At 67.6% G+C, this 15,648-nt stretch carries 14 protein-coding genes; 2 read left to right on the forward strand and 12 right to left on the reverse strand.

What is annotated here, in order from left to right:
- Nucleotides 1–15: 15 nt before the first annotated feature.
- The 5 genes from AAFN89_RS10755 to coxB are packed head-to-tail and all read right to left on the reverse strand — an operon-like array spanning nt 16 to nt 5,525.
- The gene (locus AAFN89_RS10755) at nt 16–1,113 is read right to left on the reverse strand and encodes a c-type cytochrome (protein ID WP_347538889.1); all 1,098 of its coding nucleotides are present in this window, start codon (nt 1,111–1,113) and stop codon (nt 16–18) included.
- Nucleotides 1,104–1,754, reverse strand: coding sequence for a cytochrome c oxidase assembly protein (locus AAFN89_RS10760; RefSeq protein ID WP_347538891.1), 651 nt, complete (start codon nt 1,752–1,754; stop codon nt 1,104–1,106). Before AAFN89_RS10760 ends, AAFN89_RS10755 begins: the two co-directional genes overlap by 10 nt.
- Nucleotides 1,751–2,131, reverse strand: a complete 381-nt coding sequence (locus AAFN89_RS10765; protein WP_347538893.1) for a hypothetical protein — start codon at nt 2,129–2,131, stop codon at nt 1,751–1,753. The genes AAFN89_RS10760 and AAFN89_RS10765 overlap by 4 nt, the downstream gene beginning before the upstream one ends.
- Before the next feature lie 11 nt (nt 2,132–2,142).
- A complete protein-coding gene (ctaD, locus tag AAFN89_RS10770) occupies nt 2,143–4,671 on the reverse strand; it encodes a cytochrome c oxidase subunit I (RefSeq protein WP_347538895.1) in 2,529 nt (842 codons plus the stop codon).
- The gene (gene coxB / locus AAFN89_RS10775) at nt 4,668–5,525 is read right to left on the reverse strand and encodes a cytochrome c oxidase subunit II (RefSeq protein ID WP_347538897.1); all 858 of its coding nucleotides are present in this window, start codon (nt 5,523–5,525) and stop codon (nt 4,668–4,670) included. Before coxB ends, ctaD begins: the two co-directional genes overlap by 4 nt.
- Here coxB and AAFN89_RS10780 point away from each other — a divergent pair.
- Nucleotides 5,524–5,679 (forward strand): hypothetical protein, encoded by a 156-nt coding sequence (locus AAFN89_RS10780; protein WP_347538899.1) that lies wholly within the window; start codon nt 5,524–5,526, stop codon nt 5,677–5,679. The two genes, coxB and AAFN89_RS10780, sit on opposite strands and share 2 nt — an antisense overlap.
- A gap of 84 nt (nt 5,680–5,763) precedes the next feature.
- Here the strand turns inward: AAFN89_RS10780 and AAFN89_RS10785 are convergent, their stop codons facing one another.
- From AAFN89_RS10785 to AAFN89_RS10805, 5 genes are all read right to left on the reverse strand, one after another.
- Nucleotides 5,764–6,504 (reverse strand): sulfite exporter TauE/SafE family protein, encoded by a 741-nt coding sequence (locus AAFN89_RS10785; protein WP_347538901.1) that lies wholly within the window; start codon nt 6,502–6,504, stop codon nt 5,764–5,766.
- Nucleotides 6,505–6,579: 75 nt separating this feature from the next.
- Complete coding sequence (locus AAFN89_RS10790; RefSeq protein ID WP_347538903.1) at nt 6,580–7,563, reverse strand: ABC transporter permease; 984 nt, start codon at nt 7,561–7,563, stop codon at nt 6,580–6,582.
- Nucleotides 7,560–8,549, reverse strand: coding sequence for an ABC transporter permease (locus tag AAFN89_RS10795; protein WP_347539065.1), 990 nt, complete (start codon nt 8,547–8,549; stop codon nt 7,560–7,562). The genes AAFN89_RS10790 and AAFN89_RS10795 overlap by 4 nt, the downstream gene beginning before the upstream one ends.
- A gap of 5 nt (nt 8,550–8,554) precedes the next feature.
- Nucleotides 8,555–10,108 (reverse strand): sugar ABC transporter ATP-binding protein, encoded by a 1,554-nt coding sequence (locus AAFN89_RS10800; protein WP_347538905.1) that lies wholly within the window; start codon nt 10,106–10,108, stop codon nt 8,555–8,557.
- Between the two features lie 73 nt (nt 10,109–10,181).
- Nucleotides 10,182–11,159: an ABC transporter substrate-binding protein gene (locus AAFN89_RS10805; RefSeq protein ID WP_347538907.1), complete on the reverse strand. Its 978-nt coding sequence runs from the start codon at nt 11,157–11,159 to the stop codon at nt 10,182–10,184.
- A 332-nt stretch (nt 11,160–11,491) separates the two neighbouring features.
- Here AAFN89_RS10805 and AAFN89_RS10810 point away from each other — a divergent pair, with 332 nt between their 5' ends.
- The gene (locus tag AAFN89_RS10810) at nt 11,492–12,532 is read left to right on the forward strand and encodes a LacI family DNA-binding transcriptional regulator (RefSeq protein ID WP_347538909.1); all 1,041 of its coding nucleotides are present in this window, start codon (nt 11,492–11,494) and stop codon (nt 12,530–12,532) included.
- 310 nt (nt 12,533–12,842) lie between these two features.
- On the opposite strand, the gene der is transcribed toward AAFN89_RS10810, so the two are convergent.
- A complete protein-coding gene (gene der, locus AAFN89_RS10815; protein ID WP_347538911.1) occupies nt 12,843–14,258 on the reverse strand; it encodes a ribosome biogenesis GTPase Der in 1,416 nt (471 codons plus the stop codon).
- Between the two features lie 44 nt (nt 14,259–14,302).
- Nucleotides 14,303–15,640, reverse strand: coding sequence for a PQQ-binding-like beta-propeller repeat protein (locus AAFN89_RS10820; RefSeq protein WP_347538913.1), 1,338 nt, complete (start codon nt 15,638–15,640; stop codon nt 14,303–14,305).
- Between the last annotated feature and the right edge of the window lie 8 nt (nt 15,641–15,648).

Below are 15,648 nucleotides of genomic sequence, written 5' to 3' on the forward strand. Positions count from 1 at the left end.
CGCAGTCCTGAGGCGTCAGGGCGGGGCGGTGGTTGAGAAGTAGGCGGCGGCGTCCTCGATATCCTCCGGCGATAGCCGTTTGGCGATCGTCTCCATGATATGGGCGTAGGGGCCGCCGCCCCTGGAATCCTCCTGCCAGAGGGTGAGCTGCCGGGCAAGGTAGCCGGCATCCTGGCCGAACAGGTTCGGATAAGCAGGATGCCGTTCCGCCGGATCGCCGGCATGGCAGCTCAGGCAGGCGGGGACGCCTTCGGACGGGATGCCCTCCGTCGCGATCTCCTGCCCGCGCGCGACGCTTTCCGGATCGGCCGCGGGCGATGATGACGGCGCTTCCGACAGGGGCGCGGCGGCGTAGTGGCCGGCCAGCGCCCGCAGGCTCTCGTCCGACAGGCCGGCGACAGCCGATTCCATGATCCCGCTGTTGCGGGTCCCGTCGGCGAAGGCGTGAAGCGTGTTGAGGAGATAGCGTTCCGTCTGGCCGGCGATCAGCGGGAAGGCGCCGGGAGCGCCGCCGGCGCCGTCGAGCCCGTGGCAGCGGGCGCATCCCTGGAGCGCGTCACGCGGCCCGGCCTGGAGATCGTCCAGCCCTCCCCCGGCGGATGCGTCCTCCACGCCCCAGGCCAGCCGGCGATATTCCTCCGCCTCCAAATCCGGCAGGGCCTTCAGGAAGGCGACCACCGCCCAGACCTCGTCGTCGCGGCCATGGGCGGGCCAGGACGGCATGCCGGTATATTTGACGCCGTGCTTCACGATCCAGAAAAGCTGGTGGGGCTCCCACTCGTCGATGCGCTGGACCAGGAAGGGCGGCGGCGGCGTCATCGATTCCGCGACCGGCGAGTCGTGGCTGGTCGCGCCACCATGGCAGGGCGCGCAGCCGGTGGCGTAATGCCCCGCCCCCCGCTGCACCAGCGCCGGATCGTCCAGCGGCGGCGTCTCGATTCCCAGCGCATGCGTGCGGACGGAACTGCGCATGGTGAAGTGCAGGAACCAGTCGGTGATGGGCCAGTGGCCGGTGCTGGCGGCGATGTTGAAGAGCCCCGACCAGGCGAAGAGGAAGCCGCCTACACCGAGCGCCACGATGGCGATCAGGGCTCTCAAGGGGGTCAACCGCATCGCTCCGCCTCCTCGGCGACGGTCTGGTCATCCCTTCGCAGCAGGCCGGCCAGCAGGTAGAGCCCGCCGGCGAGATAGGCGACCCCGCCGACCAGGAGCATGATGACGCCGCCCAGATGCTGGTCCTGGAGCGGCCCGAACGGCCCATGTCCATGATGGCTGCCGGCGTAGAGCGCGCGCGGCGTGACGGCGAGCAGCACGCCCAGCAGCGTCATGTGCATGGAGGTCAGCAGCAGCCCGGCGACACCCGCCGCCCGCCTGGCGGTCCCGTCCTTCCGGCCGCCGAACGCCGCCAGCCAGAGGATCAGCCCGGTCAGCAGGAACGATCCCTGCTCCGCGATCCGGAAGGAAGTCGCCTCACGCGCGGCGGCGTGGAGCGCGGGGGCGTGCCACGCCCATACCGCCACCAGCTCCAGCACGGAGGCCGGGATCGGCGCGAACAGCACGCCGCCCTTGTCGGTCGGGTCGAAGCGCGTGCCGGACAGCGCCAGCGCCAGGAGGGGGGCTGCGATGGCGACGACGGCCATGTGCATCAGCATGTGCGCCGCGAAGCTGCCATGGGCCGCCGACGCCAGCGGCCCCGTCCAGGCCAGCGCCAGCACGCCCAGGCCGCCGGCGGCTATAGCGATTCGCCGCCTCATCGGCAGTCCGGCATCAGGAAGGCGGGCAGCGCGCCATAGAGGATGGCGACGCCGCTGAGTCCGCACAGCAGAAGGGTGGAGAAGCCAAGGAAGCGCTGCCGGCCCTCGAACGTATTTTCGTCAAAGGGCGGCTCCCCGGCCTCCGCCAGTTCGCCCCGCCGGAAGGCGCGACGGCCGGCGAAGGCGACGCCGGCGAGGGCCAGGACGGTCAGGATGCCGACGAACACCCTCAACCCCGCGAGGCTTACGTCGGGGGCCGGGGCTTTCGCGCAGAAGATCGCTGCGCCGACATAGCTGCCGAGGAAATGGATCGCCCAGATTGTAGGGCCGCCGATAAGGCCCCAGAGATCATGGCGTCGGGGAATGTCCTGTTCCATCTCAGCCTCCCTCACGCGACCAGGGGAAAGCCGGCGATGACCGCGATGGTCAGGGCCGCGGTGATCGCCATGAAGTGCCAGTAGAGGCCGACATTCCAGATGTCGGCGTCATGGGCGGCGGAAAGCCGGCCGGCGACGCTGCCGGCGATGCAGTAGAGCTGCATGACCACACCCGCCCCGGCATGGAGGGCGACCCAGATCGCCAGGATCCAGACCGTGGCCGGATAGACGTGGGTCGTCGGATTCATGCCCGCCGCTTCGCAAGCCCACAGCAGAGACAGCCCGCCTGCGACCGCAAGCAGGGCCGCGACGGCAAGCCCGCCGCGGAAGAGGCCGGAGCGGCTTTCGGATACCCATTTCCGCGCCCGGACCGTGAGCAGCCAGGAGGCCAGCAGCGCGACCAGCGCGATCATGGTGAAGAGCGTGTCCGGCCCGGAATCCCCCGACGGCGGGAAATCCTCATGGACCGTCCAATAGAAGAAATAGCCGAACACCAGGCTGGCGAAGGCGGTCATGTCGCCGATCATGGTGATGAACATGGCCCACCAGCCGACCGACTTCGATCCGGAGGCGTAGAGCGGAAGGGTGAGCCCCAGCCCGACATCCTTGGTCGGCTTCTCAGGGATGCGAGCGGTGCCCGTCCACAGCCAGTAAAGGATGGCGGCCAGCGCCAGCACACCGCTGATCCCGGCGGCGAGGTACCAGGAATACGTCGCCAGGATGAAGACGCCGCCCAGGAAGATCGCCGCGATCATGCCGATGAAGGAATTGCCGGGAACGCGCAGGCATTGCTGGGGAACGGCGTCGAGCGTGGAGGTCACCAGCGTCTCCCGCAGCCCTTCCTCGGCGTCGGGCAGGTAGAAGCGACCTTCGTCCACGTCCTTGATCAAATCCTTCTGGTCCCAGAGCGGATAGCGGCTGGTGACGACAGGCACGGACCGGACGCCCCAGGCTTCGCCCGGCATCTCCGTCAGCCATTCCAGCGTCCCGGCGTTCCACGGGTTCCGCTTCGCCATCTGTCGGCCCTTGGGCCGCAGCACGTCCCAGGCGATCACGGCAATGCCGGAGGCGAGGATGACCGCGCCGGCGGAGGACAGGAGGTTCAGCCAGTCCCAGCCGAAATCTGCGGGATAGGTGAAGACCCGCCGGGGCATGCCTCGGAGCCCCGTCAGGTGCATCGGCAGGAAGGTAATGTTGAAGCCCGTGAAGGAAAGCCAGAAGCCCCACCGTCCCAGCCGGTCGGACAGCGCCTTGCCGTTGAGCAACGGGAAGAAATAATAGATGCCGGCAAGCGTCGGAAACAGCATGCCGCCGATCAGCGTGTAGTGCAGGTGGGCGACGATGAAATAGCTGTCGTGGGCCTGCCAGTCGAACGGCGCCAGCGCGACCATCACCCCGGTCAGGCCGCCGAAGACGAAGATCGCGAGCGCCCCTGCGGCGTAGAGCAGAGGCGTCGACATGATGACCCGCCCGGCCAGCAGGGTCGCCAGGAAGGCGAAGATTTGCACGCCCGTCGGGATCGCCACCGCCTCCGACGCGGCGGAGAAGAAGCCGAGCGAAACCCCCGGCATACCGGTTGTGTACATGTGATGAGCCCAGAGGCCGAAGCTCAGGAACCCGGTTCCGACCGCCGCCAGCACCACCCAGGAATAGCCGAAGATCGGCCTCTGCGCGAAGGTCGGCACGATCATGGCGATCAGCGCCACCGCCGGCAGGAAGATGATGTAGACCTCCGGATGACCGAAGATCCAGAACAGGTGCTGCCACAGCAGCGGATCGCCGCCCCTGGCCGGATCGAAGAACGGCCAGTCGAAGGCGCGCTCCATCTCAAACAATATGTCGCCGGCGATCAGCGGCGGGAACGCGAAGAGGATCATCACGCCGACGACCAGCGTGTACCAGCCGTAGAGCGGCATCAGGTTGATCCGCATGCCCGGCGGCCGGCATTTAAGGATGCCGACGATCAGTTCAACCGCCGCCGCGATCGAGGCGACCTCGATGAAGCTGAGGCCCAGAAGCCAGATGTCCGCGCCGATGCCGGACAGGTCATGGTCGGTCGTCAGCGGCGGATACATGAACCAGCCGCCGTCAGGCGCGGCCCCGAAGAAGATCGAGCCGCAGACGAACACGCCGCCGATCAGGAAACTCCAATAGCCGAAGGAGGACAGCCGCGGGAACGGCAGGTCGCGGGCCGCCAGTATCTGGGGCAGGATCAGGATCGCCACCGCCTCCAGGATCGGGACGGCGAACAGGAACATCATAACCGTGCCGTGCATGGTGAAGACCTGATTGTAGAGATCGGCCGACAGCAGGTCGTTCTCCGGCACGGCGAGCTGGGCGCGGATCATCAGTCCCAGAACGCCCGCGAACAGCATGAAGAAGAAAGAGGTGGCGATGTACCAGATGCCGACCTCCGAATTGTTGACGGCCGACCAGTAGCGGAAGCCGCCCGGCGTCTCCCACGCCTTGCGCAGCCGCTCCTCCTGACCTTTCCGGCGCTCGCGGTCCTCCTTCTCCGAAAGGGAGCGGTCGGTCGTCATTCCAGCCCCTCCAGATAGGCCACGATGGCGTTCAAATCCTCTTCGGGGAGCATCCCGAAGGACGGCATCAGCGATCCGGGCTTCAGCGCTTCGGTATCGCGGATCCACTTCGCCAGCGTCTCCGGATCGTTCGGCAGGATGCCCGCCCCCAGCGTGGCGCGGGAAGCGAGGTGGGTGAGGTCCGGGCCGATGACACCCTCGGCCGGCGTGCCGCGCACCGTATGGCAGGCGCCGCATCCGACCTGGCCGAACAGCGCCGCGCCGCGCTCCGCAACCGGCGTCGCGGGAGGATCGGCCGGAGCCGCCTCCCCCGCCAGCCAGTCGGCGAACGCCTCCTCCTCCATCACGACGACGGAGAAGGCCATCAGGGCGTGGGACGTGCCGCAGAATTCCGCGCAGACGCCGCGATAGGAGCCGGTCTTCGTCGGCTCCAGCACCAGCCGCGTCACATGGCCGGGGATCATGTCCATCTTGCCGCCCAGCGGCGGAATCCAGAAGGAGTGAATGACGTCGGCGCTGTCCAGGATGAATTCCGTCCGCCTTCCCGCCGGCAACCGGATTTCGTTGGCGCTGACCACCGGCGCGTCAAGCTCCGGCGAACGGTATTCGACCCGCCACCACCATTGCTCCCCCGTCACGGCGATGGCCAGCCCGTCGCCGGGGGAACGAAGGTCGGGCATCAGCGTCAGGCCGTAGGTCAGCAGTGCGCCCAGCGAGACGACGGGAAAGATGACGCCCAGATAGAGGATGAGACGGCCGCCGATTCGCCCTTCGTCCGGCTTCGGCTGGGTACGAACCGCATAGACCGCGACGCCAATGATGATGAACCAGATCACGCCGGCGGCCGCCAGCATGAACCAGAACAGCGACGCCAGTTCCGCCGCGCCCGCCGCCGCCGGATCGAGCGCGGATTGCGGGCCGTCGCACCCGCCGGTCAGCAGACCGGCCGCGACGATGATCGATTTCGACCGGAAGCGGAGCCCGGAAGGAGTCGTTGCGGCGATGTAGACGGCTCCCTCCCCTGGGATTTATAGGCGGCCCCGTGCTTTCAAACACTGAATCCCGACACGATGTTCCCGCCGGCTATGCCCGTCAAACGAGCAGCTGAACGACGTTCAGGACGGTGAGCGAACTGATCACCGTGCCGACGAGGATGAGCATGATCCGGGAAGGCAGGATCTTCACCAGATAACCCGCCAGCGGCGCGGCCATCGCCCCGCCGACGATGAGCCCCAGCACCACGGCCGCATATCGCGACATGTCGAGCTGGCTGAGGAAGGTCAGGGAGATCGAGAGCGTGACGATGAACTCCGCCGTGTTCACTGTCCCGATCGTCCGGCGCGGTTCGTCGCCCGACGCCAGTAGCGTGGAGGATATGATCGGCCCCCACCCGCCGCCGCCGATGGCGTCCAGGAATGCGCCGCCAAACCCCAGCGCCGGGATGGGGACCGGCCATTTCCTGTACGTCTTGGCGAGCACGCGCAGGAAGATCAGCACGGCCATGAGCGCCAGATAGACCGTGACGATGGGCATCACGATCTCCTCCGGCAGTCCGGTCAGCACATAAGCGCCGACGCAGCCGCCGATGACGCCGGGGATGATCAGGCGGCGGAACAGCGACCAGTCGACATTGCGGTGCCAGATATGCGATCCGCCGGAGATTCCGGTGGTGAATATCTCAGCGGCATGGACGGCCGCGCTGGCGACCACGGGCGGCGATCCGGATGCGATCAGGCTGGATGTCGCGACCACCCCGAAGGCCATCCCGAGCGCGCCATCGACGATCTGGGCGAAGAAGCCGATGGCGACGAAAAGCGCAAACTCCAGCCCCATGAAACCCATCCCCGACGATTGGCGCTCCCAGAACAACCCTTGGGAACGGATTCCGTTCATTCGGGGCAGCCGATGTCAGCGGCGAGTCAGCCGGCTTTGCAGGATCACCACGACCAGCAGGAACGCCCCGCGGACCACGGATTGCCAATAGGCGCTGAGGCTGATGAGGCCCTTGCCGTTCTCAAAGTTCAGGATGTTGAAGATAAGGCCCAGCAACAGCACGCCCGATAGGGTGGCGCCGATATAGCCGACGCCGCCGGTGAGCAATGTGCCGCCCACGACCACGGCGGCAATGGCGAAGAGTTCCCAGCCCGCGCCTTCGGTCGGCTGTCCCGCGCCGAACTGGGAGGCAAGGATGACACCCGCCAGCCCCGCGAGCGTTCCCGACAGGGTGTAGACGCCGATCGTGATCCGGTCGACCGGCAGGCCCATCAGGCGGGCCGCCTCCTCATTGCCGCCGATCGCCAGGGTGTAGCGGCCAAAGCCGGTAAAGTTGAGCGCGAGGGAGCCGAGGATGAAGGCCGCGCCCATGACCAGCGCCGGGATCGGCAGGCCGAGAAGGTCACCCATGCCGAAATGCGTGAAGCCCGAATCCCAGGATACCGGCACCGATTTGTTGCCGGCCAGGAGCAGCGCCATCCCCCGCGCGCCCAGCAGCATCGCCAGCGTCGCGACGAAGGGCAGGATCTTCAGCTTCGCGATGACGACGCCGTTGAAGAGGCCGACCGCCGCCCCGGCGGCGACGCCTGCCAGGACCGCCGGAAGCATGCCCTGCGGACTGACCAGGGCCGCCACGACACTGGACAGCGCCGCCACCGCGCCCACCGACAGATCGATGCCGCCGGTCATGATGACGAAGGCCATGCCCAGCGCGATCAGCCCGAACATCGAATTGTAGCGCAGGACGCTGAGCACATTGTATTCGCTGAGGAAATTCTCGTACCGCAGCGCCCCGAACAGGATCAGCAGCGCCAGTGCGATCAGCACCGCCTGGCGTTGCAGCAGGCTGCCATACTTCGCCCGGCGGGCCGCGCCGTCGGCGACGGGAATGCTGGTCATGGCGCGTCCCGCCTTTGCACATAGACGGCCAGCAGGATGATCCCCGCCTTGACCACCAGCGCCGCGGCGTCGGGTATGCCGTGGGCCAGCAGCGTGTAGCCGACGAACTGGATGATCAGCGCGCCGATCAGCGTGCCGACGATCGTCGCCTTGCCGCCGGTCAGCGCCGTGCCGCCGACCACGACGGCGGCGATGGCGTCAAGTTCCATGCCGAGGCCGATCTGGTTGGCGTCGGAGGAAGAGTTGATCGCGATGACGATGAGGCCGGCGAGGCCGCTCAGCAGCCCGACAATGGCGTAGACCGCCCATTTCACCCGGTTGATCGGGATGCCCGACAGACGCGCCGCGGCCTCATTGCCGCCGATCGCCAGCACCTGCCGGCCGAACACCGTCCGCCGCATAATCCAGGAGGCCGCGATGACGATCGCGATCATGATAAGGACCTGGAAGGGGATGCCCAGCACCCGGCCGAGGCCGAGGAACTGGAAGCTGTCGTTGCTGAAGGTCTGCAAATTGCCGTTCGTCATCACCTGCGCGATGCCCCGCCCGGCGATGAACAGGACCAGCGTCGCGATGATCGGCTGGATGGAGAAGCGCGTGATCAGCCAGCCATTGAAGAGGCCGAACAGGCCGGCCGTGAGGATCGGCAGCACGATCGCCAGCGGCACGCCGATCGCGGGCGAGGACAGGAGCGGCAGGTCGCTGAGGAAGATCAGCGGCGCCAGCGCGCCCCCGATCGCCATCAGCGAGCCGACGGAGAGGTCGATGCCGCCGGTCGCGATCACCATCGTCATACCGACCGCGACGATGACGATGGTCGTCACCTGGATCAGATTGACGTTGAGGGTCTGGAGAGTCAGGAAGTTCGGCGTGAACAGCGCGTTGAAGAGCAGCAGCGCGATGAGCGCCGCCAGCGCCCCATAGGTCTGCGCGCCCTTCAGCTTCGGGATGATGGCCATCCGCCGGCGCGGCGAGGCTTCGGTCATGCCGGTCACGCCCTGCCCTCTTCGCCTTCCGGGGCATCGCCGGTCGCCATCGCGGCCATGATCGAATCCTCCCCGATCGCATCGCCGGTCAAGGTCGCGACGCTGCGCCCGTCGCGCAGGACGACGATGCGGTCGCAATCCTCGACAAGCTCCTCGATTTCCGAGGAGATCATCAGGACGCCCAGCCCGTCCCGCGCCAGATCCTTGATCAGGGACAGGATCTCGGCCTTCGCCCCGACATCGATGCCGCGCGTCGGCTCATCCAGCAGCAGCAGGCGCGGCCCGAGGCAGAGCCAGCGGGCGAGCAGCACCTTCTGCTGGTTGCCGCCCGAGAGTTCCCGGATCTTCTGCTCCGGCCCCGATGTCTTGATGCCCAACTGCCGGATGAACCGGTCGACGATCTCCCGCTGCCGTTCGACGGAGACGATCCCACGCCGGCTGAGGGACGGCAGCAGCGCCAGGGTCAGGTTCTCCCGCACCGACATGTCGGGAATGATGCCTTCGGTCTTACGGTCCTCGGTGCAGAAGCCGATGCCGGCGCGGATGGCGTCGGCCGGTTCGTGGAAGGATGCGGGCGCGCCGGCGAACTCCATCGTCCCGTCCTCCGCCGCGTCGGCCGCGAAGATCACGCGCGCCGCTTCCGTCCGGCCCGATCCCAGGAGCCCGGCAAAGCCAACGATCTCACCCGCATGGATGTCGAGATCGACATGGTCCAGCCGGCGGCCGCGCCGAAGCCCCCTGGCGGCAAGCAGACCCGGCCGTCCCGCCGCCTCTTCCCCTTCCTGTCCGGCCGCAGCCTCCCTGGCCGTTTCCGCCGGATCGCGACCCAGCATCCGGCCCACCAGTTCAAGCCGCGAGATATCGGCTAGCGGCGCGCCTTCGGTGACGGTCTGGCCGTCGCGCATGATCGTCACCCGGTCGCAGACGGCGTAAAGCTCGTCCAGCCGGTGGCTGACGAAGATCACGGAGACGCCGCCCTCCTTCAACTGGCGGATCACGTTGAACAGCGTCTCCACCTCATTGTCGTCGAGGGAGGAGGTCGGCTCGTCCATGATCACCAGCCGGCTGTCGCGCGACACGGCCCTGGCGATCGCGACCATCTGCTGGATGGCGACATTGTAGGCCATGAGCGGCAGCCGGACATCGATGCCGATGCCGAAGCGGCGAAGCACTTCCCGCGCGGCGGCATTGGTCGCCGGCCAGTCGATCAGCCCCCAGCGGCGACGCTCCCACCCAAGGAAGATGTTCTCCGCCACCGACCGGTAGGGCACCAGGTTGATCTCCTGATAGATCGTGCTGATGCCGTCATCCTGGGCCCGACGGGGCGAGGAAAAGGCCACGTCCCGCCCCTGCCACCGGATCGTCCCCTCGTTCCGGCGGTAGGCGCCGGTGAGGATCTTGATCATGGTCGACTTGCCGGCGCCGTTCTGGCCGATCAGGGCATGGACCTCCCCGGCAGCGACCTTCAGCGAGGCCCCGCGCAAGGCGGGAACGCCGGAGAAGCTTTTCGACACCCCCTCCATCAGGAGCAGGGGCGCCGGATCGTTCGAGGGGATCATGGCATCGCCTCAACCTCCGCACACGGAACGACGGCCGCCGCCCCTGACGGCGGCGGCCACATGGCCCGGAGCCTTAGTACGCCTCGTCGATATGCTCGGCGGCGTTGCTGGCGTCGAAGAACATGTCCTCGATCTTGACCCAGGGCTCGATCTCCTCGCCGGCCGCGTACCGCTGCATCGTCTCACAGGAGATGGGGCCGAAGAAGGGGCTGCTCTGCACCGTCGCGCCCAGCTTGCCGTCGATGATGGCCTGGAGGGCGTCGCGGGTCCCGTCGATGGAGACGATCGTCACGTCCTCGCCCGGCGTCCGGCCGGCCGCTTCCAGCGCCGCGATGGCGCCGATCGCCATTTCATCATTATGGGCGTAGACCGCCGTCACGTCGGGATGGGCCTGAAGGAGCGTTGCCATCACCTCGCGCCCCTGGTCGCGGGAGAAGTCGCCGCTCTGCGACGCGACGATCTCCATCCCCGGATGCTCGGCGATGACATCGTCGAAGCCCTTCTTCCGGTCGTTCGCGGGGGACGAGCCGGTGGTGCCCTCAAGCTCGATGATCGTCGCCTCGCCGCCCGTCTCCGCCACCAGCCATTCGGCGGCGCGGCGTCCCTGGTCGATGAAGTCCGACCCGATGAAGGTGACGTAGTCCTCTCCCGCCTGGGCGACGGACTGGTTGACATTGCGGTCGATCAGGAAGACCGGGATGCCCGCCTCCTTGGCGTTCATCACGGCGGGGATCAGCGGCGTCTCCTCGCGCGGCGCAAGGAAGATGGCGTCGACGCCCTGGGCGATCATGGAATTGACGTCGGCGACCTGCTTGGCGGCCGATCCCGCGGCGTCGGTGTAGACGAGTTCCCAGCCGCATTCGTCGGCGACGTCCCGCATGCTCTGCGTCTCGGCGATACGCCAGGGGTTGTTGCTCTCCGTCTGGGCGAAGCCGACGCGGTAGCTGTCCTTCTGCTCAAGCGGCGGCAGTCCCTGGGCAAAAGCGATCGCCGGCAGCGCGGAGGTCAGAAGCGTCAGGCCCAGAGTCAGGCCACGGATATTTCGGGGCATGGTTCGGTATCCTCCCTATGGATGAGGGAGCGGTTTTTCCGCGGTTCTTGGTGGGCCGTTAGGGAACGCCACCGGAGGATGCTGTCACGGCTAATAAGCTCAAGTCAACAAGAACGTAAATTTCCGAAATTTAAAGAAAGACGTGACAGGAAATCCCTTTATTCGTAGATGTATAGCCGTGCTAATAATCAGTCATATGGACTGTCCATCCATCCTGAGGCGGGAGCGTAATGGCCGGCATTAACTTCCGATGCGGTCCTTTCACGAAGGCGGCGGAGCCTGCCGACGGAGAACCGGTGGCGGCCCAAACGCCGGGCGGAAGACGGCCGACCATGACCGACGTGGCGACCCTGGCCGGCGTCTCGCAATCCAGCGTTTCCCTGGTGCTGAACGGGATGAGCGGCGCCCGCATTTCCGAAGCGACCCGCAAGCGGGTCCGGGAGGCGGCGCGGCAGATCGGCTATCAGCTTGAACCGAGAGGCCAGGCGCGCGGTGCCGCCACGCCCGGACGGAACCTGATCGGCTATCTGGTGGACGAGATATCGACCAGCCCGCATCCCGTCGTCTCCGTCGACGGCGCGCGGGAGGCGGCGTGGGAGCATGGCTGCGTGCTGTCGGTCTTTGCGACCCGCTCCAACGCGGAGCTGGAGGAAGCCACGCTGCGCAGCCTGCTGGCCCATCCGGGGCTGGTGGGCGTCGTCTATTCCTGCATCTTCACCCGCCGCGTCAGCATCCCGCCCCTGCTGTCCGGCGTGCCCACCGTGCTGCTGAACTGCTACGCCGCCGACCGCGCCCTGCCCTCTGTGGTGCCGGGGGAGATGGCGGGCGGCCATATGGCGACCGAACGGCTGATCCGGGCGGGCCACAAGCGCATCGGCTTCATCAACGGCGAGACCTGGATGGATGCCGCGCGGGACAGGTTCCACGGTTATCGGAACGCGCTGGCGACCGCCGACCTGCCGTTCGACCGTGCGCTGGTCCGGGGCGGCGACTGGATGCCGACCGGAGGTTACGAGCACACCCTGTCGCTGATGCGCGAGCCGCGCCCGCCGACGGCGATCTTCTGCGCGAACGACCTGATGGCGGTCGGCGCGCTGGAGGCGCTGAAGGAGTTGGGGCTGTCGGTTCCGGACGATGTGGCGATCATGGGCTATGACGACCAGGAGGTCGCGCAGCATACGAGGCCGCCGCTGACCACCGTCCTGCTGCCGAACTATGAGATGGGTCGCTGGGCGGTGGAGCGGCTGATCTCCGACGCACTGCACAACAAGGTCTCGCGGCCGCTGCAGATGAAGATCGATTGCCCGCTGGTCGAACGGGAATCCGTCCAGCCACCCGCCGGCGAAGCCGACATCCGCGAGGCCGGCGAGTAGGCCCCAGGTTTTCCGAGAGGCGATAAAGAAAAACCGCGCCCGGAGGGGAGGACTCCGGGCGCGGCCTTAGGCGTTCGTCTCCGCTGCTCTGGGGGGAGCCGTCGGCCGGCGATTTGGGGAGGCGGCCGGGCGACGAAGCGGAGCGAACGTGATCGCCAGACTTCGCAAGCGATCGAACATAAACAGAAGATAGGATGAAGAAGGGCAAACCACCAGATGCCGGAATGCAGGCCACGCTTGCAGGAAACGCAGGGCGACTGCGACCATTCTTGCTCCTTTCGGATGGCAAGTGGCGATTTCGCGCCTTTCCCTATTTTGCGTAGGGGTTCTTGCCCTTGCGCAGCAGCACGCGGATCGGCACGCCGGGCAGCTCGAACGCCTCGCGGATGCCGTTCACGAGATAGCGCACATAGGCTTCCGGCAGTTCCTCCGGCTGGGACGCCCACAGCACGAAGGTCGGCGGGCGGCTCTTGACCTGGGTCATGTAGCGAATCCTGATCCGCCGCCCCTGAACCATCGGCGGCGGGTGCAGGTCCAGCACCTGGGCCAGCCAGCGGTTGAGCCGGGAGGTCGAGATGCGGCGATTCCACAGCCGGTGGTTTTCCAGGACCGCGTCCATCAGCTTCGGCAGCTTGCGGTTCTTCAGGGCCGAGATGGCGACCGTCGGAATGCCGCGCGCCTGGGGCAGCGAGGTCTGTAGCCGGTCCGAGAGGCGGCCCAGCGCCGCCGCCTGGTTCTCCACCTGGTCCCATTTGTTGACGGCGATGACCAGCGCGCGGCCTTCCTCGATCACGCGGCGGGCGATCGTCAGATCCTGCTTGTCCAGGATGGCGTCGACATCCAGCACCAGCACGACGACGTTCGCCAGACGGATGGTGTTCAGCGTGTCGGCGACGGACAGCTTCTCCAGCTTCTCCGACACGCGCGCGCGGCGGCGCAGACCCGCCGTGTCGACCAGACGGATCGCCTGCCCCTTCCAGGACCATTCGACGGAGATGGCGTCGCGGGTCACGCCCGGCTCCGGCCCGGTCAGCACCCGGTCCTCCCCGATCAGCGCGTTGACCAGCGTCGACTTGCCGACATTGGGCCGCCCGACGATGGCGAGCTGGATCGGCCGCGCCGCGGCTTCCGCCTCGGCCTTGGCCAGCGCGTCCTCGTCATCATCCTCGTCGGGCCTGAAGGCGCCGTCATCGCCTTCGGCGGAGGCATCGCCATCTTCGCCGGAATCCTCCGACGGCTCGAACGGCAGCAGGGCCTGGACAAGATCGGCCATGCCCTCGCCATGGGCTGCGGAAAGCGGGATGGGATCGCCGAAGCCCAGCTCGAAGGCTTCGTACAGCCCGCCCTGAGCGGCGCGGCCCTCGCATTTGTTGGCGACCAGGATCACCGGCGTCTCGCCCCGGCGGAGCCACTGCGCGAAATGACGATCCATCGGGGTGAGGCCGGAGCGCGCGTCGATCAGGAACAGCGCAACATCGGAATCCGCCAGCGCCCGCTCCGTCTGGCGGCGCATCCGCGCTTCCAGGCTGTCGTCGAACGCTTCCTCCAGCCCGGCCGTGTCGATGACCCGGAAGAACAGCGGGCCGATCCGCCCCTTCCCTTCCCGCCGGTCGCGGGTGACGCCCGGCGTGTCGTCGACCAGCGCGATGGCCTTGCCCACCAGCCGGTTGAACAATGTCGACTTGCCGACGTTCGGCCGGCCGATGATCGCGACGGTGAACGTCATTTCAGGTTGTCTTTCGTCGGCGCCGCGGCGGGCGCCGGTGGTTCTCAATTATAGGCGGTCAGGTCGCCGTTCTGGCCGAGGATATAGAGCGTCCCGCCGGCAACGACAGGCGGCAGCGTCGTGCCGTCGCGCAGTTCGCTTTCCGCGAGGATCGTGCCGTCGGCGGGATCGATCTGGATCAGCGATCCTTCGGAACTGGCGACGATCAGCCTGCCGCCGGCCAGCACGGGGCCGGTCCAGACGATCGCATCCGTCCGATCCTCCGGATCGTTCCAGCGCGGCAGCGAGGTGACCCAGCGCACCTGGCCGGTTTCCCGCGACAGGGCGACCAGTTCGGAATCGTTGGAGATCAGGAAGATGAAATCGCCGGCGACCCAGGGCATCTGGATGCCGCCGACAGGCTGCTCCCAGACCCGCACGCCGGTGCGCAGATCGATCCCCGCCGTGCGGCCGCTATGGCTGGTGACGATCACCAGATCGTCGGAGATGACGGGCGCGCCGCGAATGTCGGCGAGAGTCGCCAGCGGCCCGACGCGGCGGATGGCGACGAGGCTGTCCGACCATGCCGGCCGGCCGCTTTCGACGCGCAGGGCGAAGACCTCGCCCGAGGAATAGGGGGCGATGACGACGCCCGTGCCCACCGCCGGCGTGGCGCTGCCCAGCAGCCCCGCCTCCTCCACGATGCCGGTATGGGTCCATAGGACCTGCCCCGTGGCGGCGTCCAGCGCCTCCAGCTCGTTATCGATCGTCACGACGAAGATGCGGCCGGAATCGAAGGCGGGGCCGGAGCGGACGGGGCCGCTGACGCGGGTGCGCCAGACGAGGCCGCCATTGGCCGGATCGACCGCCAGCACCTCGCCGAACCCGGTCGAGGCGAAGAGCAGCCCGTCGCCATAGGCGAGACCGCCGCCCAGCGGCGTATTGTCCTCCTCCGGCGAGGAGACGCGGACCCGCCAGAGGCGACGGCCGGTCGCCTGCTCCATCGCCGACACCGCCCCGGTGGAATCGAGCGCGTAGATGCGGCCGTCGACGATGATCGGCGGCGTAAGGATGCGGCGCGTGTCGCTGCCGCCTTCGCCGATGCTGGACGACCAGGCGGGTTCGAGGCCGCCGGAAAGGGCAAGATGGCCCGGCGCATGGGTCGGCACGGCGCCGGCCTGCGGCCATGACGCGTTGGCCTCCGCCGGCGGCAGGACCACCGGCACGTTGGCCATCGCCGGATCAGCCTCGACGCCCCGTTCGAATTCCAGGACGGAGATGCGCGTGCCGGGCAGCGGCGCATCGTCGTCTCCTCCGAACCAGCCGCCGATGCCGCAGCCGGAGAGCGTCAGGGCTGAGAAAGCGAGGGCGGAAAGGGCGAGAAGCGCATGCTTGGCGGCCATCTGCGGTC

The organism is Inquilinus sp. CAU 1745, assembly GCF_039839375.1.
Classification (GTDB): Bacteria; Pseudomonadota; Alphaproteobacteria; order DSM-16000; family Inquilinaceae; genus JBDOQU01.

What these genes read in the sequence shown, in the direction of transcription:
- AAFN89_RS10800 (WP_347538905.1), bottom strand. Translation starts at nt 10,108, where the DNA reads ATGATCCCCTCGAACGATCCGGCGCCCCTGCTCCTGATGGAGGGGGTG.
- AAFN89_RS10755 (WP_347538889.1), bottom strand. Translation starts at nt 1,113, where the DNA reads ATGCGGTTGACCCCCTTGAGAGCCCTGATCGCCATCGTGGCGCTCGGT.
- coxB (WP_347538897.1), bottom strand. Translation starts at nt 5,525, where the DNA reads ATGCTGGCGGCCGCCGGCGTGATCTGGTTCATCATCATTGGCGTCGCG.
- AAFN89_RS10805 (WP_347538907.1), bottom strand. Translation starts at nt 11,159, where the DNA reads ATGCCCCGAAATATCCGTGGCCTGACTCTGGGCCTGACGCTTCTGACC.
- AAFN89_RS10760 (WP_347538891.1), bottom strand. Translation starts at nt 1,754, where the DNA reads ATGAGGCGGCGAATCGCTATAGCCGCCGGCGGCCTGGGCGTGCTGGCG.
- AAFN89_RS10810 (WP_347538909.1), top strand. Translation starts at nt 11,492, where the DNA reads ATGACCGACGTGGCGACCCTGGCCGGCGTCTCGCAATCCAGCGTTTCC.
- AAFN89_RS10795 (WP_347539065.1), bottom strand. Translation starts at nt 8,549, where the DNA reads ATGACCGAAGCCTCGCCGCGCCGGCGGATGGCCATCATCCCGAAGCTG.
- AAFN89_RS10785 (WP_347538901.1), bottom strand. Translation starts at nt 6,504, where the DNA reads ATGGGGCTGGAGTTTGCGCTTTTCGTCGCCATCGGCTTCTTCGCCCAG.
- AAFN89_RS10780 (WP_347538899.1), top strand. Translation starts at nt 5,524, where the DNA reads ATGAACCAGAACAGCGACGCCAGTTCCGCCGCGCCCGCCGCCGCCGGA.
- AAFN89_RS10820 (WP_347538913.1), bottom strand. Translation starts at nt 15,640, where the DNA reads ATGGCCGCCAAGCATGCGCTTCTCGCCCTTTCCGCCCTCGCTTTCTCA.
- ctaD (WP_347538895.1), bottom strand. Translation starts at nt 4,671, where the DNA reads ATGACGACCGACCGCTCCCTTTCGGAGAAGGAGGACCGCGAGCGCCGG.
- AAFN89_RS10765 (WP_347538893.1), bottom strand. Translation starts at nt 2,131, where the DNA reads ATGGAACAGGACATTCCCCGACGCCATGATCTCTGGGGCCTTATCGGC.
- AAFN89_RS10790 (WP_347538903.1), bottom strand. Translation starts at nt 7,563, where the DNA reads ATGACCAGCATTCCCGTCGCCGACGGCGCGGCCCGCCGGGCGAAGTAT.
- der (WP_347538911.1), bottom strand. Translation starts at nt 14,258, where the DNA reads ATGACGTTCACCGTCGCGATCATCGGCCGGCCGAACGTCGGCAAGTCG.